The organism is Halobacillus sp. ABH2_015, assembly GCF_056158945.1.
The window spans coordinates 3,007,748-3,031,993 of the sequence record NZ_JBSWUG010000002.1; the positions used below are offsets into that span (position 1 = coordinate 3,007,748).

Sequence of the window (24,246 nt, forward strand, 5' to 3'; positions counted from 1 at the left end):
GTCTGTCACCAGCCCTTCAATTTATTGGTTGTAACCGGCAGGGTGGTTTTGGAACCAGTCCCATGCGGTTTGAATCATCGTTTCCAGTTCAGCATACTGCGGCGTCCAGCCAAGCTCCTCCATCGCTTTCCCGGAGGATGCGACGAGTTGAGCAGGATCACCGGCGCGGCGCGGAGCCACTTCGGCAGGAATCTCCCGTCCGGTCACACGGCGGGCGGTATCGATGACTTCTTTGACACTGAAGCCCTGTCCATTCCCAAGGTTATAAATGCCGCTTTCTTCCGTGCGTTTCAGCTTGTCGATCGCCAGCAGATGGGCGTCCACAAGGTCTGTCACATGGATGTAGTCACGGATGCAGGTGCCATCTGCGGTCGGATAGTCATCGCCGAAGATCATGATCTTTTCACGCTTCTCCTGAGCTACCTGCAGCACGATCGGGATGAGATGCGTCTCTGGACGGTGATCTTCCCCGATGCGTCCGTCCGGATCAGCACCGGCTACGTTAAAGTAGCGGAGCACCACGTGCTTGATGCCGTGCGCCTGTTCGGCCCATTTGAGCATCTTTTCAATGGCAAGCTTCGTTTCTCCGTAAGGGTTGGTCGGGAAGGTGCGGTCGTCTTCCTGGATCGGCACCTGATCCGGTTCCCCGTAAACCGCCGCCGTGGAGGAAAAGACAATCCGGTTCACGTTATGAGCAGCCATCGCCTTCAACAGGCAGACCGCTCCGTATACGTTGTTGTCGTAATATTTCAGTGGCTCCTCGACACTTTCCCCTACAAGGGAATCCGCCGCAAAATGAATGACAGAATCAATCTCATTTTCCTCGAACACACGGTTCATGAATGCTTCATCTCTCAGGTCCCCGTTGTATAAAACCGCTCCCTCAAGAATGGCCTGTTCATGACCTTTCTGCAGGTTGTCTGCAATGATTACTTTTTCGCCTCTGTCCAGCAGCTGGGCTGCGGCGTGGCTGCCGATGTATCCGGCACCTCCACATACTAGTACACTCATTCCTCTTCCTCCTCCAACCGTTTCGCCCCGTCGCCGATTTCCACCACGTAGAAGTCCGCTTCAAGACCGGTTTTCTTATAATACTGTTCTCCTACGTTTTCCTTAAAAGTATCAATGTCCGCTTTAGGAACGATGCTGATGGTGCAGCCTCCGAACCCGGCGCCTGTCATTCGCGACCCAACGGCTCCTTCTTCCCAGGCGGCTTCCACTAAAGCATCCAGTTCTTTTCCTGTTACTTCATAATCCTCCCGCAGTGAACGGTGCGAATCATTCATCAGCCGGCCGAAACCTCTGATATCCCCGGCATTCAGCTTTTCCACCGCTTCAATCGTACGTGCATTTTCATATATGACGTGTTTGGCGCGTTTTCGCGTAACAGGATCATCAATCACGTGTTTACAGGCCTCAAAATCTTCTACAGAAATGTCCCCGAGGAAGTCGGCTTCCACTTCGGTTTTCAACTGCTCCAAAGCTTCTTCACATTCCCGGCGTCGTTCGTTGTATTTTGAATCCGCCAGTCCTCGGCGCTTGTTCGTATTGGCGATGACAAGCGTTTCGTCTTCCAGGTGGATCGGTGTTTTCTGATACTCCAGCGTCTGGCAGTTCAACAGGAGCGCATGATCCTTCTCGCCTTTACCAATGGCAAACTGATCCATGATGCCGCAGTTGACTCCGACAAACTCATTCTCCGCCGCTTGAGCAAGCTTCACAAGCTCCACCCGGTCGATGTCAAGTCCGGCAAAGGCATCCAGTACGACACCTGTGACTAGTTCAATGGAGGCTGATGAAGAAAGACCGGCACCGTTCGGGATGTTTCCGTAATAGACGATATCCGCCCCTTCAGAAAGCGGATAACCCGCTTCCCGGATTTTCGCTGCGACACCTTTGGGGTAATTGGCCCACTCCTGCTCTTTTTCATAAACGAGCGCAGTCATGTCCGCTTCTATCATACCAAGTTCAGGAAAATTCATCGAATACAGTCGTAACTTCGCATCGCTGCGCTTTCTGGCCGCCGCATACGTGCCGACACTCAGCGCGCAGGGAAAAACGTGTCCTCCGTTATAATCGGTGTGCTCGCCGATCAAGTTTACCCTCCCCGGCGCAAAAAACGAGTGAATGTCTCCCCCGTTTCCAAACTGTTCATGAAATGCCTTGATCATCTGCTTCATTTTTCCACCTCATCCATTGTTGTAGAATTCGTAACGGCTGTCAGGACGAACAACTGGGAAGTAAAGTCGCCGGACTCCTCCAGCCCGCCTGTCTGTGATCCGTCGTAGCCGCTTTCCAGCTGCAGGCCGGCATGCATCAGTTCATCTCCATAATACGTGCGATCCAAGCCTTCAATCCTATACTCCGTCTCCGGATTCAGCCCGGTCAGCTGGATCCGGCGGAAGCCTGGGTTAGGGCGGGCCAGCACTTGATAACTGGCAGCGACCGCCCGCTGTCCGTCCTCGGATACGACCATCCATGCCGTTTCATTCCCGCCCTTTTCAAACGGGCTCGTCAGCCGGTAAAAGGTACCGAACTGGAACAAAGCCCGATGCTTTTTATAAAAAGTGATTTGTTCACTCATCCGTTCTTTTTCTTCTTCGTTCATTTTCGTTACATCCAGCTCATAACCGAACGCTCCGAAGAAGGCGACATCGCCGCGCGTTTTCAGACTCGTCACCCGTTTCACCTGATGGTTGGGAACGGCGGAAATATGGGCGCCCATGCTGCTCAATGGATACACCATCGAGGTTCCGTATTGAATCGCCAGACGCTCGACGGCATCGGTATCATCACTCGTCCAGCTTTGAGGTGCGTAATACAGCATACCCGGATCGAATCTCGCCCCTCCGCTTGCACACGATTCAAATAGAATGTGTGGAAACGCTGTGGTAAGACGCTCATACAAATCATAAACCCCGAGGATATACCGGTGAGGCACTTCCATCTGCTGATCAGAAGCCAGACGTGCCGATCCGATTTCTGTCATATAGCGGTTCATATCCCATTTCACATATTCGATGTTGGCCTCTGACAAAATGGTTTTAATCCGATCATAGATGTAGTCCACCACTTCCGGGTTGGAGAAATCGAGCACCAGCTGATGCCTGCCTGTAGAAGGGTGTCTTCCTGCCACCTGGATAATCCAGTCGGGACGCGCTTCATAAAGCTCACTTTGCTTGGATACCATCTCCGGTTCAAACCATAGGCCGAACGTCATCCCTGTCTCATTCACTTTTTCAACGAGCGGTTTCAATCCATTCGGCAGTTTCGCTTCATCTACAAACCAATCGCCAAGCGACGTTGTATCGTCATTCCTTCGGCCGAACCAGCCGTCATCGAGGACGAACAGCTCGACACCCAGCCGGCTGGACTGTTCGGCAATCGATTGAAGCTTCTGTTCATCGAAGTCGAAATAGGTGGCTTCCCAGTTGTTGATGAGCACCGGACGCTCCTGATCCCTCCAGCGCCCGCGGGCAAGCCGCTTCTGATACAAATCATGATACAAATGGCTTAAACCGTTGCGTCCATGCGATGAAAAAGCGGAGACGAGTTCCGGCGTCTGGAACGATCCGCCCGGCTCCAGCTTCCAGCTGAAATCGAATGGATTGATCCCCATACTGATCCGTGCCTGCTCATATTGATCGACTTCAATCTGCCCTAAGAAGTTGCCACTGTAAACGAGACTGAATCCGTAGACGTCTCCAGAATGCTCCGTCGTCCCCGGCCGCTGGACAGCGATGAACGGATTGTGCTGGGCACTGCTTGTCCCCCGGGTGCTCTGGATTTTCTGGATGCCCGGATGAAGCGGCTGTGTATGCATGTGACGTTCCCTTGACCATCCGCCGGAAAGCTGGACCCACTCAAAATCGCTGTCCGGGAAGTCCATGGAAGCACTCAGCGCCCTGTCCAGCTGGTACGGTTCCGGTCCTTCATTTGTAAATCTTGCCGAGCGGACGATAACGTCTTTGTCATGATAGACGGTATACACTAAATCAAGCTTCATACCGGTATGGTCGTCCAAGAGAGTGATGGTCAGCGTTTCCGCCTCTGCGTCGTCCTCCACATAGGTCGCCGGAAGCCCATCAAGCGAAGGCTTTCCCGGGGCGACACGGTGGGAGGAGTAAGCGAAGTTCGATATTCTCGAACCGTCCGGCTGCCGGATGTGAAAAGCCGGCTCCCGGTAATCCGATGTCCCATACCCAGGGTAGTCCTGGGGAATCATATCCAGAGAAAACGCTGGATCTTCCTCATAGACATAGGAAGAAGTGACGCGGAACTCCTCCTTGGACAAATGACTGAAATCGTCCCTGTCCCTTACTTTCTTTCCATAATAAAGATGGCCGATCTGACCGTTTTTAAGGACATGTATAATGTAACTGATGTTTTTTCCTTGTAAGTGAAACTGCCGGCTGTCTTCCGTGATGTGAATCGCCAAGATGTTTCCTCCTCCAATCTTTTCCGCAAACGCTTCCAAGTAGTTGTTAGCTTTATTGTAAAAATGAACCCCTTTTCAATCAATGGTAAATAAAAAGACGCATTCTGCACATTTTTGCTTATCGATATTCCACCAGATCAGGTTAGCTGTTATGATATGGAGGGAAAACAGAAACTTAACCATCATGAAATTCTGCTTATATTTGCTTTTCCAGGAAAGGAGAATTGCTTTGACCCCTTCTTCTTTGACACACGGCTCCTACGGCTACCGGTTTTCCGATCCGGACCTGCAGCAGCTTGCCCAGATCTGGTCCCTCGGCTGGGACGAACAGACGACCACGCTGTATGACTGGGACGGAAAGAACCGGCGCGACCGCGGGAAGTATATTTTCCAGTACACGACCGCAGGAAAAGGAGCCATCGATATTGAAGGAACGACCTATGAGCTGACGCCGGGACAGGCGTTCATCGTTAACATCCCCGGGGACTACCGGTATTATCTCCCCGATCACAGTGATAAATGGGAATTTATGTTTTTGACGCTGTATGGAAATGTGGTGGAGTCCTATTGGAACCAGATTCAGGAGAATGTCGGAGCGATCCTCCATATGCCTCCGGATGCGCCGCCCGTCTCCTACGTCCACCAGCTGCTCGAATCAGCGGCCAATAAAGAGATCGCCAATGCCCATCAGGCTTCCGGCTACGCTTATCAATTCACGATGGAGCTGTTTCATTACTGCTCCACCTTGGAAAAAGGACTCGTCCAGTGGCCGGATGCCATCATCGCCGCAAGCATGTATGCCAAAAACCACTACACCGAGGAAATCAGCCCGGATGATATGGCGGAAGCCTCCGGCATGTCGCGCTATCATTTTACGAGGCAGTTCAAAGCCGCCACCGGTCAGACGCCGATTCAGTACTTAACGTCGATCAGGATCAACAAAGCGAAGGAACTGCTGGCGAATACGAAATACTCGGCTGAGGAAATCGCCGTCCTTGCCGGCTATAAAAACGCCAATTATTTTACGAAGGTTTTTAAAAAGCAGGCCGGCCTCACTCCCGGCAGATTCCGCGAATCTCACAAACATTTGTAACAGTAGAATCAGACATAAGAAAGGACGGCCCCGGTCAGGGCAGTCCTTTCAACGCTTCCAGCAGCTCTATGTTGAACCAGCGCCTCCAGAAGGTCCGACCATCCCCTTTCCGCGGACGAACGTCCAAGCCTCCTCAGAGAGAACGCCCTGCGGGGTCTCGGCCGCCCGTTTTTCCGCAGGAGCGGAATGGTCGGAACACCTTTCTTGAGGTCACGCTCCGCTTATCGGTGGATGCTTGCCGCGGGCACGGCCTCAGCTAACTTGGACAGGAAAACCACCTGTCCAAGTGGATCTTCGGCTCGCGCTGTTCCCGCAGGCGTCACCACGGAACGCTCCTCGTGACCTCACCAAATGATGATTTTAAAAGCCTTAAAGGTAGCTGAGTTAAGGAAAAGCCACTGAAGCAGAAGCATTCCAGCCCTGAGAAGTAACAACCTGTCACGTCTCCTTCGTGCAAGTTCCAGAGAAGAATAGACATTTGTGGGGAAAGAAAATGGCAGGGAACCCTGTACACATGGAAAGAGCTTGTCGAGAAACACGGAGTTTCTCGACAAGCTCTTTTTCAGCGTTTTGGTACTTCAATGGTGACCGAACGTTTATCGTAGTTGATGGTCATGCTCTTGCCATCGTCGACGAAGTTCTCGAGGACGTCCTTAGCCAGCTGGAGCGCAAATTCTGTCCGCTCCAGCTTTTCGTCATCCACTGGATCGCCACCGGACTCTGCTCGTTGAAGCTCCTGCGCTTCTTCATGGAACGCATCCAGGTTCTCGTACACTTTATGATAAAAAGACTCAATCGGCTGACTGGCTTTTCCCATTCTTTTTCCCGCCTTTCACTCCTTTTGACAATACTCTCATTATATCAAAAAGAAGGCGGGAACATCAGTCAGGATAAGATGCCGATTGGGGAGAGCAGCAGGTAGATGACGACCATCGCAGCTGTGGCGGCCAGGCCGACAGGATAGACGAGCTTCCACGGCGTCATATCCACTTTCGCTTTTTCTTCCAGTACAAAGTCGGTATCCCTCGGACGAAGCTTCCCGATCAGAAGCATCAATCCAGTACAAAGGACAAACAGGATGCCGAGAATGTGCAGGAAGTGAAGGCCTGTATCCCAGACCAGCTGGGTCGTTGCGTAGATGGAAATAAAGACGAACAATGATATTTTCGCTGCAATGGACGGCACCCGTTTCGTTAAATACCCGACAATGAGAATGGTGAAGATTGGTACGTTATAAAACCCATTAACGATCTGCAGGTATTGGAAAAATCCCTGCGGCACTTTATCGATAAGCGGAGCGATACACATCGCAAATACAGCAAGAATGATACCGACAGATTTCCCTTTTCTTACGACTACCTTATCCGGAGCATCCGGGTTGAAATACGGCTTGTAAATGTTCAAGGCAATCAAGGTAACCGAAGAGTTCAGGGCTGAGTTGAAGGAGGATAAAATTGCTCCGAACAAGACTGCCGCAAAGAAGCCCACAAGTGGTGCCGGAAGCACTTCCGCGACGAGGCGGGGGTAGGCGTCGGTCGGTTCAAGACCCGGACCGAACATATTGAAGGCGATGATTCCCGGTACGATCAGGAATACAGGACCGAGCAGCTTCAGAAATGCAGCAATTAAAACACCCTTCTGGCCCTCTTTTAAGTTTTTGGCAGCAATCGCCCGCTGCATGATGTGCTGGGCCGTCCCCCAATAGAACAGGTTCACAAGCAGCATCCCTGTAAACATCGTTCCAAATGGTACAGGGCTGTCCGGTCCGCCGACAGAATTCAATTTTTCCGGAGAATCCTGCACAATTGTCTGGATCCCATTTGTCATCGATCCATCCCCAAGAGCGAAAAGACCTAAAATCGGAATCATCAAACCACCGATCAACAGACCGACGCCGTTGATCGTGTCGGATACGGCGACCGCTTTCAATCCTCCGAAAACTGCGTAGATCGAACCGACAATACCAATTGCAAAGACGGTGATCCATATTCCGACCGTACGGCTTACACCGAGTGCGCCCGGAATATCAAACAAACCGTTGATCGCTACAGCTCCGGAATAAAGAATAGGAGGCAGCAGGTTGAATACATACCCGAATAAGAAAAGAATCGTCACAATCTGTTTTGTATTAAAATCATAACGATCCTCCAGAAAATCGGGAATCGTCGTGATGCCGCCTTTCATATAGCGAGGCAGCAGGAAGAAAGCTACAATAACCAATGAAATGGCCGATCCAACTTCCCAGCCCATGACGGCAAGGGTATCCGAGTAGCCCTGCGCGTTCAGGCCGACCAGCTGCTCGGTTGATAGGTTCGTGAGCATCAGGGAACCAGCAATGACCCAGGCGCTCAAGTTACGCCCGCCAAGGAAATAGCCGTCCTGTGTATCGAGTTTTTCCTTTCTAGTAAACCACCAGGCTACGAGAGCAACGAAACCTGTAAAAAATAAGAATGATACGACTGTAAATGCATTCATAGATGCCTCTCCTTTGTGTAAGCGGAACCAAATGTATGTATGCGCTTTTTTATGTAACTCCTATATTAGCGGTCTTTCTGAAAGCGTTTCAATGGTAAAAATTCTGCCGTTTTCTGTCTTTTTTTGCTTACAATAGGAGAATCTTTATGACAGTTTAGAGACGGGAGAAGCCTTGACCTTCCTGCCTCTTCACCATGAATTTCCAAAAACCATCATAATTCTGCACTTTTTTGCTGTTTTATCTTTTACACATAAGAGAGTCCGATGAATGGTCGGAGTCTCAACAAATTATAAAACCTTCTGCTTTTCAGCCCCCTCCAGAAGTTCCGACCATTCTTTTATCTGTTGGATAAGGGGAGAAGGATTCAGGACATGGACAGCACCCGAGCAGACAACCGAATATGAGTTGTACGTCTTTTGGTTTCGTCATACAGATTGATAAAGAGAAGGCACATGCTTTTTTCTATGATTTGGACATAAAAAAGGAAGATCTTCTGATAAACAGAAAATCTTCCTTTTATAGAGCATCATCAGGGAAGGTCACGAGGAGCGTTCGGTGGTGACGCCTGCGGGAACAGCACGAGCCGAAGATCCACTTGGACAGGTGGTTTTCCTGCCCAAGTTAGCTGAGGCCGTGCCCGCGGCAAGCATCCACCGATAAGCGGAACGTGACCAGAGACCACATGCTAGCTCCCATTCTTTCCTGACATTCCAGGATTGTAATGATTCGCAGGCTTCTCATCTTTTTAAAAACTGCTGCCTGTTTCCATCTTAAACTTCCATGTGTAGGAGCCGTTTGCGGGAATGTAGGATGCCCGGCCGATTTTGTCCGCTACATACACATCATCATAGACACCAGTACACGGTTCAAGGGCGATGTTATGCTCGCCTCTATAGCCCCCGCGGGTTTTCCATACGCCAAGGTATGGAACTTTTTCTTCAGGGAAATGGTAAGTCAATTTCCTTCCAAGGTCCGGTTGTACAAGGGCGCACCAGCCTTCACTGAGAGGCTTTGTGAAATAAAACTTTTCAGCCGTGCCGTCCTCCAACGGCTCGAGCTTAGCCAGGTCGATCCGCTCCCCCGTAGAAACGGATGAGGTTTCCGGATAGGTGTGCGTTGTGCCCCAACCACCTAAGTGGGTGGAGGAAGCTTCTACACTCATCACTTCCTTCATCGCTTCTGGTACTTGGATTTCCGTCTGGTCGTTATAGTTGAGCAGCGCATGTGGTGTCCATATAAAAGGAAATGGAACCGATCCCTTATTGACTGCCTTGTAGGTGATTTCCACATCGTTCTTCCCGAGCTTGACCCGTTTCATCAACCGATACGGAAACCGATCACTCTCCACCGTCAATTCCATTCCATCGCAGGTGGCCTTCCATGTCCAAGGCATGGCCCATACTTCCCCGTGATCGGGAATTTCGTCCATCGTTACAGGATGAGGGCCCTGATCGATACCGGGGAACATTTCATCAAACCCACTGGAATCATACGCCGAAAAATCCGCCCCGTACGGCGGTATCCGGAGGGACTCTTCCCGTGCCTGATACAGCCACTCATATTGAATGGTCTTGTCATAAAAACTGACCATCTTTCCTCCGTAGTCAGGAAGGATGACAGAGCGTACATACTCATTCTCCAGTACAACCGCTTTCAGTCCTTTAAATGTCGTCTTTTGACAGGTCGATACATCGATCATGATTCATCCTCCTCCATCACTGTCTCCTGGTTTTCCAAGCGTTCATTTCTGGTCCACCTTCAATGGTAACGCTTCCAATTATCTATTATGTATAAGGTAGCATATCCATGGATATCGTGGAAGAGGTTTTTCTAAATTTGGAAAAAACAGAAAAATAAAAGAGACTTTTCTAAGTCTCTGTCTGCTTATGGGTTGGAAAGCTGTAAGATCATGCCTTCCAGCACGTGTATATTACGGGCGTTAAAGCGGATGCCTTTATAATCGAATACAAGGATCTGCCCGTCTTTGACTCCCAGTAGTTCTTCATAATCCTTATCGTCCTTGATCTTCCTGTAACTGATGGAAGCTGGTATATTTTTTCTCGCCAGAAACACTTTCATCCCCGTCAGCTGAGCCTCCAGCTTTTCTGTAGGACGTTCCTGTTCATAAAAGTAAACGATATGAAGTTCATGTTCCATCGTGGATGTCAGTTCCTGAATGGCCCGCTGCGAAGATCCTGCGCCGCAGCCGGCTACGATTAGGAAAACAAAGAAGGTTCCCAGCCACTTTCTCACGTTTCCATTCCTCCATTATAAAGCTTATACCACTATATGCAGGACCATGGAAAATATCCCCCGTTTCTACGGCCGACATTCAAATTTTCACAGAAACCCTTCATCAGCCTTCCATGCGTATAATTTTGCAAATTTACATATGAAAAACTATGAACATTGAAACCCCTTACATATCCGTCATTAAACGGCTATACTCATAACATAAGATGATCATCCCAATCACAACGTACAATCTTGCAGGAATTTCCTAGAAAAACAAAGGAGGGCCCCTCCATGGTTTTAGATAAAAGGCGTGCACACCTGATATCTATTTTGAATCAGTCGACAACTCCTGTCCCTGTTCAAGAGCTCGCTTTCCAAATGAATGTCTCTCCACGCACCGTGTACTATGATGTCGAACAGATCAACGACTGGCTGGCCGGCCAGCAGCTGGAACGGCTCGAGACCAGACACGGAGAGGGACTCTGCTTGCCTGAATCATCCAGACATCACCTGGAAGGGGCTTCCCTTCATTTTGACGGCTGGCATTACCAGCTTTCAATAAAAGAACGCACCCTGTTGATTAAAGCAAACATTCTGTTACAGCCCCATGCATCGATGAATACCTTTATGGATCTCACCCATATGAGCAGAGGAACGGTCGCCAAAGCAATTGCAGCACTCAAACAGGAATTTGACCAGACGGGGTTGAGACTCCATTACCAAAAAGGAGCAGGCTACCAGGTGGAGGGACCGGAGGGTGTCCAGAGGCTGATGCTCTTGAACCTGGTCGTTGATGCCTATTCCCATCCTGAGTGGGTGACGGTTCAAAACAACATCCAACACATGGCCCTGCCCTCTTTCCTTCTGTCCGGAGAAAGCAGCCGGATCATCAAACGGCTCCTGTTTGATGTTGAGGAACAGCTCGGGGCCACATTTACCGACGAAATGGCCGATCTGCTGGCCCTTCAGATGCTGATGATGGTCAAACGGATCGACATGAACCAATTCGTCCACGTACAGCCGGAAGAAAAGGAAGTTTTGAAACAGACCGACGCCTATCGTTCCGCTTCCGTTCTTACAAAGGAACTGGAAAACGTATGGCCTCTGGTTTTTCCGGAAGATGAAATCTGCTTTTTGACGATGAACCTGCTTAGTTCCAAAGTGCAGCACGACGACATCAGCCGGTATTCAGAAAGGGAAAGTGAAGGACTGCGACGGGTGATCCACCAGATGATCGAAGATTTTCAGATTTATTCATTTGTCGTCTTCGATGACAGAAAAGGGCTGGAAGAGAACCTGCTGTCCCATATCAAACCCGCCTATTACCGGATTAAATATGGAGTCAAAGTCACCAACGAGCTGTCTCAAAACATTCAGGAAACCTATGCCGACCTTTATCATCTGACCCAACGTGTCATGAAGCACCTGGAGCTGTTCATCGGCAGGCCGGTGCCTGAGGAGGAAACGGCTTATATCACCCTTCATTTCGGGGGATGGTTGAACAAAGAAAAAAAAGCCGTCGAAACGAAGTACAGAGGCATCATCGTCTGTGAAAACGGCATCGGTACATCCAACATGCTTCGTTCCCAGCTGGAAGAGTTGATTGCCGGACTTCGGATCACTGCCATTCTTTCCAAACGGGAGTATCAGAAAAACAAGCATGACACCGATGTCGTATTCTCCACCAATTATGTGAAGTCGGACGAGGTACCGGTGATCCACGTGCCGGCCATCTTGAACAATTTTGAAAAAGAACGGGTCATCCAAATCATGAATCAACAATTGGAAACAGAACCCGCAGACAGAAGCCTGCCGGCCGCATTGATGGAAACAATTCAAAAGTATGCGACCGTCCACCAGCAGGAACGGCTTCAAAAAGAGATGACTATGATGTTGGACCGCCTTCATACCGATAGAAAGGAGCTGAGAAAGCCAATGCTTAACGAGTTATTGACGAAGGATACGATTCAGCTTCAAGAACAGGCTCCGGATTGGGAAGAAGCGATCCGCAAGGCTGCCCAGCCGTTAATCGACAAATCTTCCATCCACCCTGAATACGTTGAAGCTATGATTACAAATGTCAAAGAGCTGGGACCTTACATCGTGATCGCCCCAAGGATCGCCATCCCTCACGCCCGTCCGGAAAGTGGCGTGGAGCAGCTCGGGATGAGTCTCCTAAAACTGAATGAACCGGTCGCTTTTTCTGAAAAGGAAAAGCATCGAGCGCAATTGATCATTATTCTGGCAGCCATTGATAATCAAACCCATTTAAAAGCGCTTGCCCAGCTGACGGAACTGCTTTCTGACGAAGAGGCCGTCGATCGAATGATTGAAGCGTCATCTCATGACGAAATTCTTCACCTGATCAACCAAACGATAGAAGTGTAAAATTACGAGGAGGTATTCAAATGAAAAAAGTATTAGTTGTATGTGGAAATGGACTTGGAAGCAGTATGATTGTTGAAATGAATGTGAAATCAGCCCTTCAGGACATGGGGAAGGAAGCAGAAGTCTCCCACACCGATTTGACGACGGCCAAAACCGAGCAGGCCGACCTCTTCCTCGGATCTGAGGATATTGTAGAAAGTCTGGAAGATGGGCAGAAGAACGTCGTAAAACTGCAGAACCTGATGGACAAGAACGAGTTGAGAAGCGCGTTGGAACAAAACCTGTAACCTAACCCATTCCATCAAACAAAGGAGCGACTTATATGGTTGATTTGATCATGAAAGATATTTTGGGAACCCCTGCCATCCTCGTTGGATTATTCGCTCTCATCGGGCTCCTTGTACAAAAGAAAAATTCCGGAGATGTCGTCTCCGGTACGCTGAAAACCGTGATGGGATTTGTCATCCTGGGAGCCGGGGCGAATGTGCTCGTCCAGTCTCTCGGGAACTTCAGCAGCATGTTTGATGAAGCCTTTGCTGTCGAAGGGGTCATCCCCAACAACGAAGCGATCGTTGCACTGGCGCAGGAAAGCTTCGGTACAGAAACGGCTATGATTATGCTGTTCGGGATGGTCGTCAACATTATCCTGGCCCGCATCAGCCCTTTTAAATATATCTTCTTAACCGGGCACCACACCATGTTCATGGCCTGTCTCATCTCTGTCATTCTGACGACCGGGGGCTTTTCCGGTGCAGGCATGATCCTTCTCGGTTCCATCATCCTTGGAGCTATCATGGTGTTATTCCCAGCCATGCTTCAGCCCTATACGAGAAAAGTCACGGGGTCTGATGATTTTGCTGTCGGACACTTCGGTTCCGTCGGCTACCTTGTTGCCGCTTCAATCGGAAAAGTGGTTGGCAAAGACTCCAGGTCCACCGAAGAAATCAAAGTCCCCAAATCCCTCAGTTTCCTAAGAGATACTTCTGTGTCTGTCTCACTGACGATGGTTATTCTCTTTTTCGTCGTCGCTGGAGCCGCGGGGCCCGGCTTTGTAGAATCTGAGTTAAGCGGAGGTCAGAACTTCCTGGTGTTTTCCTTCATGCAGGGACTGACTTTTGCTGCCGGTGTCTACATCATTCTTGCTGGTGTGCGTATGCTGCTTGGAGAAATTGTGCCGGCGTTCAAAGGGATTGCGGATAAGATCGTACCAAACGCCAAACCGGCGCTCGACTGTCCTGCTATTTTCCCGTTTGCAGGAAATGCGGTCATCATCGGATTTCTCTTCAGCTTTGCCGCCGGGTTGATCAGTATGCTGTTCCTTCCCCTTCTCGGGTTGAAAGTCATCGTTCCCGGTCTCGTCCCCCACTTCTTTACAGGAGCAGCCGCCGGCGTGTTCGGGAATGCGACCGGTGGACGCAAAGGTGCGATCTTCGGTTCGATGGCCAACGGTGTCATGATCAGCTTCCTTCCTGCGCTGCTTCTCCCTGTTCTCGGAACCTTAGGCTTCCAGGGAACAACATTTGGTGACGGGGACTTCGGAGTTGTCGGGATCGTCCTCGGCAACTTGATCAACCTTGTAGAATCCAATGTGGTTGTTGTCGGCATCATCCTGGCGCTGCTGGCTCTACCGTTTGCACTGGCCGCAAAAAAACGCGGCAGTGAAAAACAGAAAGATACAAGCGCCGCATAAACGAAGTGCCCAAACCTTCCATTCCGGAGGTTTGGGCACTTTTTTTAAACTGAATTTCGTTTTCGGTTCAAACAATCTTCCATTCGTCGGCTTCCCGAGCTTCCAACCCGTCCCAGAACAAATCAAATATCGCAAGAAGCGTTGCTTCGTAATCAGGGAAATTTGCATTCACATGCTTTAAGGAAGCCCCTTCCATCAGGCAGTAGAACGAATGAGCCAGTGTCAGGGACGAATGGTGCGTCTCAATTTCCCCGGCAGCTTTTCCAGCCTCGAACATCTCTTCAAAATAGGCGAGTAGAAAGTTTCTGGATGCTGATATCTTTTCGCTTACCACCTGTTCCAGTGACCTTGGCGGAGAAATCTGAGCCATCTGCCAGAACGCAATCAATGCGGGTTCTTTGACGGCTGTCTGGATCGACATAATAAAGCTGTCCCTCAACTTTTTTTCGCTGGACGCCGATTTCATCCGCTGTTTTTTCTGCATCCAGTATTCTTTGTGAAACACTACTAAATGGTCGAGTACAGCTATGTACAGATCTTCCTTGTTTTTGAAATAACTATAAATCCCCGCTTTTGTAATCTGAGTCTCGCGGGCAATCAATGACATCGAAGCCCCGTCATATCCATAGGAAGCAAAGTACTGCAGGGCATTTTCAAGAATGGTTTGTTTCGTATTCATTTTGTTTCCCTTTCAGAGGATGAGTGGTTGTCATCCACATGTATTTAGAAAATAAAGGAAGGTAACTAAACGTTCGGTAACTACTGTCCGCGCGTAACCAAAGTCAAATGCCCATTTCTCTCTCTGGCATTCTTTTCTCCATGTTCACGTCCGGCCTTCAGGTTTTTCTGTTCGTTCAGGTAACGGCGGAATTCCTCTTTGGAACACGGTCCATCCATTGCTTTCTCAACGAGATCCAGCCATTTGTGATCTAAGTTCTCTCTCATCTGTCTGCCTCCTCCATCGAATGATCCCTTTTATATTATTTACCATAATTCTACATAGATTTTATATAGGTGTAAAGACCTATTTAGCGCATCGGACGCTCTTCGCAAAGGAATATCATGGTAATATGAGAGGGAAGATTACTGTATTTTATTCGACGCAATGCGACTAAACGAACGTTCACATTTTTTTGTACAATGGGGAGTTGATGTTCCATGGTATCCGATTTTTTTGTCAATATCTGCATCCTGACCGCTTTGTTTTTCTCCTATCTTCAATTAAGATGGCACACCCTTGAAAAACATCTGCCACTAAAGGTGATCTGCCTGATTGATGGAGTCGCGGCCGGTATAATGGGAAACTTAATGATGTATTATTCCATTCAGGTGACTGATTTGACGATTGTGGACCTGCGGCATGTTCCCGTCCTTATGATTCTGTTAATCAGCGGTGTCCGGCCGGCCGTTATCGGCACTATCCTCATTATTGCCGGACGTTTCCTTCATGGCTTCAACCTTTCATCGTTGGCGGCCATTATTTTCATGATCGTGACCCTTGCCGGCATCATCGTGATTGATCGAATGAGAAAAAGTCATCAGCCCCGCTATATTTCAGGCTTTTACATGATTTTTTATTCCAACCTCGTCTTTTCCATTGTGCTTTCTGTGGTCGTAAGGGATTGGAGTCTTCTTGAAACTCTGCTTCCTGTATACTGGGTGATCAGCTGTCTCGGCGGTGTGGGGATCATTTATCTCATTCAATACCTCGACCGGTCCCACTCTCTTTTTAAGAGCTATGAGCAAAAAGCTTCCATCGACCATCTGACAGGATTGAACAATGTAAGGCAGTTCGATTTCCACTGGAACCAGCAGCTTGAGGAGAGCGAAAAGAAAAAGAAGGAGTTGTCCCTTCTTATCATTGATGTGGACCACTTCAAGCATGTGAATGATACGTATGGTCATCCGGCTGGAGATCAGGTACTCAAGCAGCTCGGACGTCTTCTTCAGGAACATACAAGAAACTCGGATATCGTTTCCAGGAACGGTGGGGAAGAGTTTTCCGTCATTCTTCCGGACTGCTCCAATTCCTGTGCCTGTGCCATTGCCGAACGGATCCGGAGCGAAGTGATGGCCCATACCTTCTGGATCAATGCCACATCGCATATTCCGATAACGGTTTCCATCGGGGCGAGCACGTATCCATCTACAACGGAAGACAGGCAGGAGATCATTGATTTGACCGATCAGTCGTTATATCAGGCGAAACAGCTGGGGCGGAATCGTGTTGTCTCTTTCACCGCCGGTGGATTCGTTCAGGCTGATCACCGGACTTACTTGATGTAAATTCACAAAATGCTTTGTCCTTCACACCCTGCCAGGCTGTAAAAAACGTTCCATTAGAGTTATCTGTATGTTGTGTGAGTGGTCACGTTCCGCTTATCGGTGGATGCTTGCCGCGGGCACGGCCTCACCACCGAACGCTCCTCGTGACTTCACCGAATGATGATCTAAAAAATAGGCGTTTTCTTAAAGCTCATATATCTAGAACAACAAGCTTTATATCTTATAAGAGAATTCAGTACCATTCGTATGCAGGTACTGACTATGGCATTAACCTTCTCTTGAAAGGAGCTCAGATCGTTCCACACCTGCGGAAAACAGATGGTCCAGGCCCCACAAGGTAGTTTACCCGTGGACACTCGGAGGTTCGTCCACCCAAAGAAAAGGGGCTATTCTCCTGGAGGCACCATAAAAAAGCTCTGCCTTTTCGGCAGAGCTTTTTTATTTATAAGAACAGTAACCCGAGCGAAATTATGATACCGCTTACAAAAAGGACGATGAGACAGAAGCCCATAATATCCTTCGCCTTCAAGCCTGCAATCGCAAGTGCCGGCAGGGCCCAGAAGGGTTGAATCATATTGGTCCATGCGTCTCCCCAGGCGACTGCCATGGCTGTTTTTGGTATCGATACTCCGAGGTGCTGGGCGGCATCCAGCATAATGGGTGCCTGCACTGCCCACTGTCCTCCACCGGACGGAACGAAAAAGTTCACGATCCCTGCACTTAAAAAGGCAAAGAAGGGAAACGTAAAGGGGGTGGAGATGGACACAAACGCTTCTGACATAAGCGCTGCCAATCCGGATGCGACCATCATCCCCATAATTCCTGCATAAAACGGAAATTGGATGATAATGCCTCCCGCCCCTTTCACCGCATCGCTCACAGCGTCCAAAAAATGCCTGGGCGTACCGTGGAAAAGGATCCCCATAAATAAGAAAGCAAAGTTGACGATGTTCAGATTCAATTGAAAACCGGTCGTAACAAAATAGTACACGAGAAATCCAACGCCAAGTCCTCCGATGATCATGGAAAGAATCCGGCTGTTTTCCATGCGGACGGCCGGTGTCAGGGCGTCCGCCTCCAGTCCGGCTGCCTCCTGATGACGAGGCTGCTCAAGCAGGGACCGGTCGATGACAAACCTTTCTTCCTCTGCTGGTGACATCCTCCTGTTCAAAAGTGGTACAGCGATGAATAACGCCGCTGTTATCGCAAGGTTGAATCCGGCAAATATCGTCTCTGAAGCGGGGATGATCCCGATGGAATCTGCTGTGAAATGATCAGGTGTGGCGATCGTCAGTGGTATAGACCCGGCCAGTCCCCCATGCCAGACAAGGAACCCTGAGTAAGCGCTTGCAATTAAAAGCCGGTAATCCACCCGCTCCACTCTTTTGGCAAGCTCTCTTGCGAATAAGGCTCCGATGACAAGTCCGAACCCCCAGTTGATCCAGCTGGCTGCCAGGGAAACAACCGTCACAATGACAACAGCCTGGCCCGGTGTGCGGGCTGTAGATGCCAGTCGTCCGAGCGCCCTTTTAAACACCGGACTGCTCGCCAGAACAAAGCCGGTGACAAGTACGAGCACCATCTGCATGGAGAACGATAAAAGGTTCCAAAACCCTTCCCCCCAGTACTGCACCATCTGGACAGGCATGCTTGGTGTAAAAATCAACCCTAACCCGAAGACCACCATCGTTAATAGAATGACGAAAAGAAAGGGATCGGGCAGGTAACGCTGCATGAGTGTGTTGGATACATGAATGGCTCGTTTTAACATCAAATCCTCCTTTGGTTGGTAGATAAAGACCCACGGTACCATTTCGTTATGCGACACCATTTTCCTTCTCTACAAATGAATTTCCCATTTCCACGAATGATCAGAATGACTTTTCTCCCAAGACAAAATGCAGGATTATTTTTACAAGGTTCTACAAAAATCGTATAATAGAAGTAGTTTGAATGAAAGAGGTGGGGGTATGGAAGAGCGCAGACGTTCCAAGAAGAAAAAGCGCAGAAAGAAAAAACGCTGGAGAATCCTCCTGGCTGCACTGGCACTGATCCTTGTCGCAGGAGGAGTTTATGCATATATGATCCTGCAGGATGTCCGCACAACAGTGAATGAAGATTTACACGAAAGTGTGGCTTCCATTGATAATGACGAAACGAAAGCGAAAGTAGACAATAAAGACCCGATCAATATCCTTCTGCTGGGCGTCGACGAACGCGAAAATGACGTCGGTCGTTCCGATACGATGATTGTGATGACGCTTGATCCGAACAATGACCAGATGCAGATGGTCAGCATTCCCCGTGATACACGGGCGGAAATCGCCAATGACGGCCGCGTGACGAGAATCAACCATGCCTACGCCTATGGCGGAAGTGACATGGCGGTCAATACGGTGGAAAATTTCCTTGATATCGACCTGGACTATTATATTCGTGTGAACATGGAAGGCCTGTCCCAGGTTGTGGATGCTGTCAACGGTGTAACGGTTCAGAACGATATGACCTTTACGTCCGGCAATTACACCTTTGAAGAAGGCGAGCTTGAGCTTGATGGACAGGAAGCTCTGTCCTATGTCCGGATGCGGAAAGACGATCCAAATGGAGACCTCGGCCGTAACGAGCGGCAGCGCGAGGTTATCACTGGTATTATTGATAAAGGAGCAAGCCTTGATGCGGTGAATAAGGTGGGAAATGTGATGGATGTGCTTGGAGATAATGTGAGTACGAACATGCAGTTCTCTGATATGAGGCGTCTGGCGACGAACTACAGCAGCGCCCGTAAAAATACGTCCACCTACCAAATGTCCGGAGATGGGCAGATGGTGAACGGCATGTACCTGATTTTCATGTCTGATGCTGAAATTCAGAAAACCCATGATATGATTGTGAACTTCGGTTCCTGATCAACCATAAAGAAAGCCCCGTCTTTACGAAGACGGGGCTTTCTTTATGTTAAAACAAGATGGATTTCACCTGATTCGGCTTCAAGGATAGAGAGACTCTTCCTTGTTGGTGCAGCAACGTTTCCTGAGGCACCTCGTTCAATTTCGCCTCCTGGATGTTCTCCGAATGGGAGGAAAGGTGAAATTCTGCTTCCTGCTCCTCTTCTTTCGGATTGAAAAAGCGCAGCAGCAGACGTTCCTCATCTTCTGCTTTTTTGAGCGTACTTAGAACGGCTCCTTCATTTCCTTCCTTCAGCAGTGAATACGATCCCGGGGTCACGAGGCCGGATTCATTCAGTTTCATTGCATTGTAAGGAATTCTATTATAAATCTCCACAGGGGTTGTATACTCTTTCGCGATTCTCCCTGCCCCGGCATCTGAGAGTGATCCTTCATGAAGCACCAGTGCAAAGTCAAGTTCCAGACGGCCGATCATCTGGGAGTCCGGTGTCGGAAGTTTTATTCCTGATGGACGTCCCGGACGCCTCACCAGCTCTTCTTTTCCTAATACGCCGACACTCCTGAACAGCGTGACTGCGATCGTATCAAAGGAATCTCCGATGATTTCATATTCACGAACGCTGTTCGTAAGCAGCGTGACCCCGCGTTTGTCGTCTGATAAACCGACATAGGACAGCATCGGATAAATGGAATCCGGGCGTTCATCCCAGTCTTCCTCTTCCCAATAATCCATCGCGCTGTCGACGACATCGCGTTTGATCATGCCGAATTGATTATCCGACCATGAGAAAGCGGAGGCAATCTGTGTTGGAATGAGGGCGCGCAGACGGTGATCCCCGGCCTGGTTGTTAATGTCTGCTTTCACCTCAATGACCGGCTTATGCTTCGCAATGTGTAAGTGCCATTGCACAGATACGAAGCTGTCGATTTTCCCGGCTTTCCGGCTTTCCAAGTTGGCGGGTACAGGTAATTCCAACGCGATATCCAGCCTGGCACTGTAATCATTTTCATACACTTGAACGTCTGCTTCCATCGAACGACTATAGATCAACGTCTCATTCTCAAGCGGGGAATAGTCATATTCATCCCCATCATCACCGCCGTTTTCCAGAAGCAGGACATCTTGGATTTCGACGTTGTTCCTTTTGTCGTAAATGGTGAGTGTACCATTGCTGTTCACTTGAATCCGGTAGTGATCGGTCTCGATTTCCCGTTTATCTGATTGATGCGGGCCGGCAGCAGCAAGCGCTCCTTCTTCCGGTTTGATTTCATACGTCTTATACCCCATGGAAGGGAGGGTGTCCTTCCATTGAATGGTATATTCATAAAACGGATCATAGTTGCCATAGTGGACAATCTGACGGTCAATGAGACCTGGATCAAGAATGTTTTTCTCCAGGACTTCAAAAGGAACTTCCCGGCCGTCATGGCCCTCCATGACGAAGGATTCCAGCTTCGTCACGACTTTATCTGTAATGACTTCCCCGCGCTCATAAGGGAGGAAGTTGAAGGCGGAAACGACATCATGCTCCGCTTGGACCGCATCCGTAATTTTACGCTTATAAAATTCGATCAGCTGATCCGTTTTTTCCTCAGCCAGAAACAGGCGGTTGAGGATTTCCCTGTGCACCTTATCAGAGCAGCAGCATCCGATACTGTCATGGGCATGGTTTTTCATCATTTCCTTCCAGATCAATTCAATCAGTCCGTGATGGTATTCGAAGCCGAGCGAATAGGCCATGGACGCCAGCGGCTCCAACACGTTGGTCAGCTTATTTTCCACGCGTGTATTCGCTGCTTTGATATCATTTCTTGTGGAGTAGATGCTGCGGTGTACACGCATATATTTTCCATCAAGAAACTCTCCGGATAACAACGGCAGGTCGTCGTTCTTCTCCAGTTCCTCAAATACATTTTCATAGCGGCTTAAGAAAAATTCCCGGTCAGGGTAAAGCCGCTGCAGCTTTTCAATGATCGTGTGAATGTTTTCCTGAATCGGCATCTGGTCATGTCCATTGGGAAGGATGATGTGATCGGTCGTAGCCCCGCGGTCGAGTACACGGAAATACTTATCCATCCGCTTCTGGAGCGCTTCTTCATCCTCCGGCAGGTATTTCCCGATGGCATAGCCGAGTGGGAAGAGCTGGACGAGGACGCTGGATCCGTCCTCACTTCCCCAGTGGAATTCTGTTTTATCCGTGCCGTGACGCTCCGATGTACCGCGCCAGAAAATCGAATATTGGATGTCAAAGCCGTTGAAAATCTGAGGCATCTGAGCCGACTGACCGAACGAATCCGGCAGGTAGCCGATTTTCATCGGCGCCCCGAAGGCTTCTGAATCCTTATGGCCATACAACAAGTTGCGGACGATGGATTCAGCTCCGACCACCATTTCATCGGTCTGCGTATACCACGGTCCGATGATCAGCTTCCCTTCCTGGACGAGCTTTCGGACCCGCTCTTTATTTTCCGGCTTTACAGCAAAGTAATCTTCCAAAATGGATGTTTGTCCATCGAGCACATAATAGGGATAGTCGGGATCGTTCTCAAGCTTATCCATAATTTCTTCCATGTTGTTCACCAAGAGGATACGGGACTCCTCTGTTGTAAAATACCATTCTCTGTCCCAGTGCATATGCGGTACAATGTGGGCCTGCTTCATTTCGATATCCTCCTTATTCATTCGTACTTCTCTATCAGGCGGCAGCAGCCGCTTCTTTCGTTATTTTCCTTTTTCTTGTTGCGATCAATAGAACCATAGAAATCAATGCGCCGAGCAGAGCCGCGCCGAACCAGAGACTTGCAGCGAGCAGAATCGGCTGTCCCTGAAGGAGAGCGAGGGAGAAGATGCCGGCGCCCGGTACATTCAATCCAAGGTCAAAGTAGGCGACAATGGCTCCCGTCACCGCAGAACCGGCTACCAGGGACGGAATGACACGAAGCGGATCATTGATCATAAATGGAATCGCTCCCTCCGTAATGCCGGCAAGGCCGAGCAGCCACGTCTGTTTTCCAATTTCCTGTTCCTGAAGGGAGAAATATTTCTTCCCGAGAATCGTAGCTCCAGTGACAGCAAAAGCGGACACCATTTTAACCGAAGCAAAGGCTGCATAAGGAATAAAGTTACCGCTCGCCATCGCTCCGATACAGAACGTATAGGCGGCTTTATTGACAGGTCCTCCCAGATCGAAGGAAACCATAGCGCCAAGGATCGCTCCAAGAATCAGGGCGTTGGCTCCCGATAAGCTTCCAAGCCAGTTGATCAGACCGTTATTGATCCAGGCCAGTGGTTCTCCGATGACGAACAGCATAATCGATCCAACCACAAGCGTACCAAGGACGGGATAGACCCAGAAGCTGATGAACCCGGCAAATGTACCTTTGGGCTTGATTTTGTTTTTCAAGAATTTCAGGAAGAATCCGGCTAGGAAACCACCGAGCATCCCGCCGAGAAACCCGGAGCCGATCAAGTTGGCAGCTACACCAGCAGCAAAACCAGGTCCAAGCGCCGGTTTATCTGCAATCGAGTAGGCCATATAGGCGGCCAGAATCGGCACCATCAGCTGACCGAGAAGGCCACCGCCGAGCTGACGGAGCATCCAGAGCCATGAACCTTCCGTATCATAGAGCGTCTGCAGATCGAAAGCCTGCGAGATTAACACAGCCGCAGCGAGCGTCATCCCACCGGCAACGATGATCGGAATGATGTAAGAAATCCCGGTAAGGATGGAATCCTTGATTTCTGCTTTAAACCCTTTTCCATCCTGTTCCTCTTCCGTATCATCAGCCGCAGCCGCTTCGGAAACCTGTTCATCCTTCACATAACCGGCTGCTTTTGCTTCCGCCTTTTCCAATATTCCGCGGGCATCCCGGAGTGGCGCTGCTACCGACGTTTTCACTTTCGGCAGGTGAGCAAAGCGCTCTTCATCTTTGACAGCAACGTCATTAGCAAAAATGACCGCATCCGCTTTTCTTAAGTTCTGTTTCGTGTGACGGTCTTCAATACCGTTGGCTCCCTGTTTTTCTACGAGAACTCTATAACCCATCTCTTTTCCTGCCTTCGTCAACGCTTCCGCGGCCATATACGTATGGGCAATTCCGGCTGGACAGGCGGTGACAGCTAGAATGAGACGGCTTTCCGCTGATTGTTCTGCGTTCTCCTCTGATTCCTCTGCTTCTTCTCCTACCGCATCAAGCCGTTCAAATAGCTCTTCGCTTGAAGAAGCGTTCAGAAGGCCTTGTTTATACGCGTCGTCTGATAAACGGGTGACAAATTCAGATAATAAAGATAAGTGCGTGGATCCTGCTTCCTGATCCGGGATCGCTAACAGGATAATGAGTTCGACCTGATTGGAAGGGTCGATGCTCTCCCAGTCCGTCAGTGGTTTTTCAACCGTCGCTACAGCGAAAGCCGCTTCCTTCACGGCCGTCGATTTCCCGTGCGGGATTGCGAGGCCTCCTTCAAATCCAGTAGGGGACAGCTCTTCTCTGTCTTGAACCGCTTTCAAAAATTCGTCCTTGGAATGAAGCTTTCCCTCCTCATCCAGCTGTTTGACTAAATACTCAATGGCTTCCTGCTTCGAAGCAAGATGTATTTTTGTACTTATCAAATGGGGTGAGGTCAATTTTCTTAGTTCCATTCTGTTCCACCTCCGCTTTGTAAGTGTTTTCATCACTTGGCTTTATCTTAGCAAAAAAAAAATAAGAAGATGGATTCTTCTTATTTTTACACAT

The 24,246-nt window shown here is 49.3% G+C and carries 18 protein-coding genes; 6 read left to right on the forward strand and 12 right to left on the reverse strand.

What is annotated here, in order from left to right; all coding sequences use genetic code 11:
- Positions 1-21 precede the first annotated feature (21 nt).
- Genes galE through ACXAD6_RS15725 form a run of 3 tightly spaced genes read right to left on the reverse strand, consistent with a single transcriptional unit; the run spans position 22 to position 4,438 of the window.
- The gene (galE, locus tag ACXAD6_RS15715; RefSeq protein WP_474969684.1) at positions 22-1,011 is read right to left on the reverse strand and encodes a UDP-glucose 4-epimerase GalE; all 990 of its coding nucleotides are present in this window, start codon (positions 1,009-1,011) and stop codon (positions 22-24) included.
- Complete coding sequence (locus tag ACXAD6_RS15720) at positions 1,008-2,180, reverse strand: galactokinase (RefSeq protein ID WP_474969685.1); 1,173 nt, start codon at positions 2,178-2,180, stop codon at positions 1,008-1,010. The genes galE and ACXAD6_RS15720 overlap by 4 nt, the downstream gene beginning before the upstream one ends.
- Positions 2,177-4,438, reverse strand: coding sequence for an alpha-galactosidase (locus tag ACXAD6_RS15725; protein ID WP_474969687.1), 2,262 nt, complete (start codon positions 4,436-4,438; stop codon positions 2,177-2,179). The genes ACXAD6_RS15720 and ACXAD6_RS15725 overlap by 4 nt, the downstream gene beginning before the upstream one ends.
- A gap of 229 nt (positions 4,439-4,667) precedes the next feature.
- On the opposite strand from ACXAD6_RS15725, the gene ACXAD6_RS15730 reads away from it, so the two are divergent.
- Positions 4,668-5,531 (forward strand): helix-turn-helix domain-containing protein, encoded by an 864-nt coding sequence (locus ACXAD6_RS15730; protein ID WP_474969688.1) that lies wholly within the window; start codon positions 4,668-4,670, stop codon positions 5,529-5,531.
- Between the two features lie 562 nt (positions 5,532-6,093).
- On the opposite strand, the gene ACXAD6_RS15735 is transcribed toward ACXAD6_RS15730, so the two are convergent.
- The 4 genes from ACXAD6_RS15735 to ACXAD6_RS15750 all read right to left on the reverse strand — a co-directional run bounded on the left by ACXAD6_RS15735 (position 6,094) and on the right by ACXAD6_RS15750 (position 10,260).
- Complete coding sequence (locus ACXAD6_RS15735) at positions 6,094-6,348, reverse strand: hypothetical protein (RefSeq protein WP_474969689.1); 255 nt, start codon at positions 6,346-6,348, stop codon at positions 6,094-6,096.
- A 68-nt stretch (positions 6,349-6,416) separates the two neighbouring features.
- The gene (locus tag ACXAD6_RS15740; RefSeq protein WP_474969690.1) at positions 6,417-8,006 is read right to left on the reverse strand and encodes a solute:sodium symporter family transporter; all 1,590 of its coding nucleotides are present in this window, start codon (positions 8,004-8,006) and stop codon (positions 6,417-6,419) included.
- A 746-nt stretch (positions 8,007-8,752) separates the two neighbouring features.
- Positions 8,753-9,706 carry an aldose epimerase family protein gene (locus ACXAD6_RS15745; RefSeq protein ID WP_474969691.1) on the reverse strand — a complete coding sequence of 318 codons (954 nt, stop codon included), beginning with the start codon at positions 9,704-9,706 and terminating at the stop codon, positions 8,753-8,755.
- Positions 9,707-9,891: 185 nt separating this feature from the next.
- Positions 9,892-10,260 (reverse strand): hypothetical protein, encoded by a 369-nt coding sequence (locus ACXAD6_RS15750; protein WP_474969692.1) that lies wholly within the window; start codon positions 10,258-10,260, stop codon positions 9,892-9,894.
- A 273-nt stretch (positions 10,261-10,533) separates the two neighbouring features.
- Between ACXAD6_RS15750 and ACXAD6_RS15755 the strand changes: the two genes are divergently transcribed.
- From ACXAD6_RS15755 to ACXAD6_RS15765, 3 genes are read left to right on the forward strand one after another with little or no spacing between them, the layout of a single operon-like run.
- Entirely contained in the window at positions 10,534-12,630 is a 2,097-nt protein-coding gene (locus ACXAD6_RS15755; protein ID WP_474969693.1) for a BglG family transcription antiterminator, read from the forward strand.
- A 20-nt stretch (positions 12,631-12,650) separates the two neighbouring features.
- A complete protein-coding gene (locus ACXAD6_RS15760) occupies positions 12,651-12,917 on the forward strand; it encodes a PTS sugar transporter subunit IIB (RefSeq protein WP_474969694.1) in 267 nt (88 codons plus the stop codon).
- 35 nt (positions 12,918-12,952) lie between these two features.
- Complete coding sequence (locus ACXAD6_RS15765) at positions 12,953-14,320, forward strand: PTS ascorbate transporter subunit IIC (RefSeq protein WP_474969695.1); 1,368 nt, start codon at positions 12,953-12,955, stop codon at positions 14,318-14,320.
- 67 nt (positions 14,321-14,387) lie between these two features.
- On the opposite strand, the gene ACXAD6_RS15770 is transcribed toward ACXAD6_RS15765, so the two are convergent.
- Positions 14,388-14,999, reverse strand: a complete 612-nt coding sequence (locus tag ACXAD6_RS15770) for a TetR/AcrR family transcriptional regulator (RefSeq protein WP_474969696.1) — start codon at positions 14,997-14,999, stop codon at positions 14,388-14,390.
- Between the two features lie 80 nt (positions 15,000-15,079).
- Positions 15,080-15,265, reverse strand: a complete 186-nt coding sequence (locus tag ACXAD6_RS15775) for a hypothetical protein (RefSeq protein ID WP_474969697.1) — start codon at positions 15,263-15,265, stop codon at positions 15,080-15,082.
- Between the two features lie 213 nt (positions 15,266-15,478).
- Between ACXAD6_RS15775 and ACXAD6_RS15780 the strand changes: the two genes are divergently transcribed.
- On the forward strand, positions 15,479-16,606 hold the full coding sequence (locus ACXAD6_RS15780) for a GGDEF domain-containing protein (RefSeq protein ID WP_474969698.1): 1,128 nt from the start codon (positions 15,479-15,481) through the stop codon (positions 16,604-16,606).
- A gap of 442 nt (positions 16,607-17,048) precedes the next feature.
- On the opposite strand, the gene ACXAD6_RS15785 is transcribed toward ACXAD6_RS15780, so the two are convergent.
- The gene (locus ACXAD6_RS15785; RefSeq protein ID WP_474969699.1) at positions 17,049-18,377 is read right to left on the reverse strand and encodes a short-chain fatty acid transporter; all 1,329 of its coding nucleotides are present in this window, start codon (positions 18,375-18,377) and stop codon (positions 17,049-17,051) included.
- A gap of 199 nt (positions 18,378-18,576) precedes the next feature.
- Between ACXAD6_RS15785 and ACXAD6_RS15790 the strand changes: the two genes are divergently transcribed.
- On the forward strand, positions 18,577-19,512 hold the full coding sequence (locus ACXAD6_RS15790; RefSeq protein ID WP_474969700.1) for an LCP family glycopolymer transferase: 936 nt from the start codon (positions 18,577-18,579) through the stop codon (positions 19,510-19,512).
- 49 nt (positions 19,513-19,561) lie between these two features.
- On the opposite strand, the gene mngB is transcribed toward ACXAD6_RS15790, so the two are convergent.
- Both mngB and mngA read right to left on the reverse strand, forming a co-directional pair.
- Positions 19,562-22,174 carry a mannosylglycerate hydrolase gene (mngB, locus tag ACXAD6_RS15795; RefSeq protein ID WP_474969701.1) on the reverse strand — a complete coding sequence of 871 codons (2,613 nt, stop codon included), beginning with the start codon at positions 22,172-22,174 and terminating at the stop codon, positions 19,562-19,564.
- Between the two features lie 34 nt (positions 22,175-22,208).
- Positions 22,209-24,152 carry a PTS 2-O-a-mannosyl-D-glycerate transporter subunit IIABC gene (gene mngA, locus ACXAD6_RS15800; protein WP_474969702.1) on the reverse strand — a complete coding sequence of 648 codons (1,944 nt, stop codon included), beginning with the start codon at positions 24,150-24,152 and terminating at the stop codon, positions 22,209-22,211.
- Between the last annotated feature and the right edge of the window lie 94 nt (positions 24,153-24,246).

Excerpts from the sequence above, each read along its gene's own strand:
- galE (WP_474969684.1), bottom strand. The coding sequence starts at position 1,011 with ATGAGTGTACTAGTATGTGGAGGTGCCGGATACATCGGCAGCCACGCC.
- ACXAD6_RS15720 (WP_474969685.1), bottom strand. The coding sequence starts at position 2,180 with ATGAAGCAGATGATCAAGGCATTTCATGAACAGTTTGGAAACGGGGGA.
- ACXAD6_RS15735 (WP_474969689.1), bottom strand. The coding sequence starts at position 6,348 with ATGGGAAAAGCCAGTCAGCCGATTGAGTCTTTTTATCATAAAGTGTAC.
- ACXAD6_RS15740 (WP_474969690.1), bottom strand. The coding sequence starts at position 8,006 with ATGAATGCATTTACAGTCGTATCATTCTTATTTTTTACAGGTTTCGTT.
- ACXAD6_RS15745 (WP_474969691.1), bottom strand. The coding sequence starts at position 9,706 with ATGATCGATGTATCGACCTGTCAAAAGACGACATTTAAAGGACTGAAA.
- ACXAD6_RS15755 (WP_474969693.1), top strand. The coding sequence starts at position 10,534 with ATGGTTTTAGATAAAAGGCGTGCACACCTGATATCTATTTTGAATCAG.
- ACXAD6_RS15760 (WP_474969694.1), top strand. The coding sequence starts at position 12,651 with ATGAAAAAAGTATTAGTTGTATGTGGAAATGGACTTGGAAGCAGTATG.
- ACXAD6_RS15765 (WP_474969695.1), top strand. The coding sequence starts at position 12,953 with ATGGTTGATTTGATCATGAAAGATATTTTGGGAACCCCTGCCATCCTC.
- ACXAD6_RS15770 (WP_474969696.1), bottom strand. The coding sequence starts at position 14,999 with ATGAATACGAAACAAACCATTCTTGAAAATGCCCTGCAGTACTTTGCT.
- ACXAD6_RS15775 (WP_474969697.1), bottom strand. The coding sequence starts at position 15,265 with ATGAGAGAGAACTTAGATCACAAATGGCTGGATCTCGTTGAGAAAGCA.
- ACXAD6_RS15780 (WP_474969698.1), top strand. The coding sequence starts at position 15,479 with ATGGTATCCGATTTTTTTGTCAATATCTGCATCCTGACCGCTTTGTTT.
- ACXAD6_RS15785 (WP_474969699.1), bottom strand. The coding sequence starts at position 18,377 with ATGTTAAAACGAGCCATTCATGTATCCAACACACTCATGCAGCGTTAC.
- ACXAD6_RS15790 (WP_474969700.1), top strand. The coding sequence starts at position 18,577 with ATGGAAGAGCGCAGACGTTCCAAGAAGAAAAAGCGCAGAAAGAAAAAA.
- mngB (WP_474969701.1), bottom strand. The coding sequence starts at position 22,174 with ATGAAGCAGGCCCACATTGTACCGCATATGCACTGGGACAGAGAATGG.
- mngA (WP_474969702.1), bottom strand. The coding sequence starts at position 24,152 with ATGGAACTAAGAAAATTGACCTCACCCCATTTGATAAGTACAAAAATA.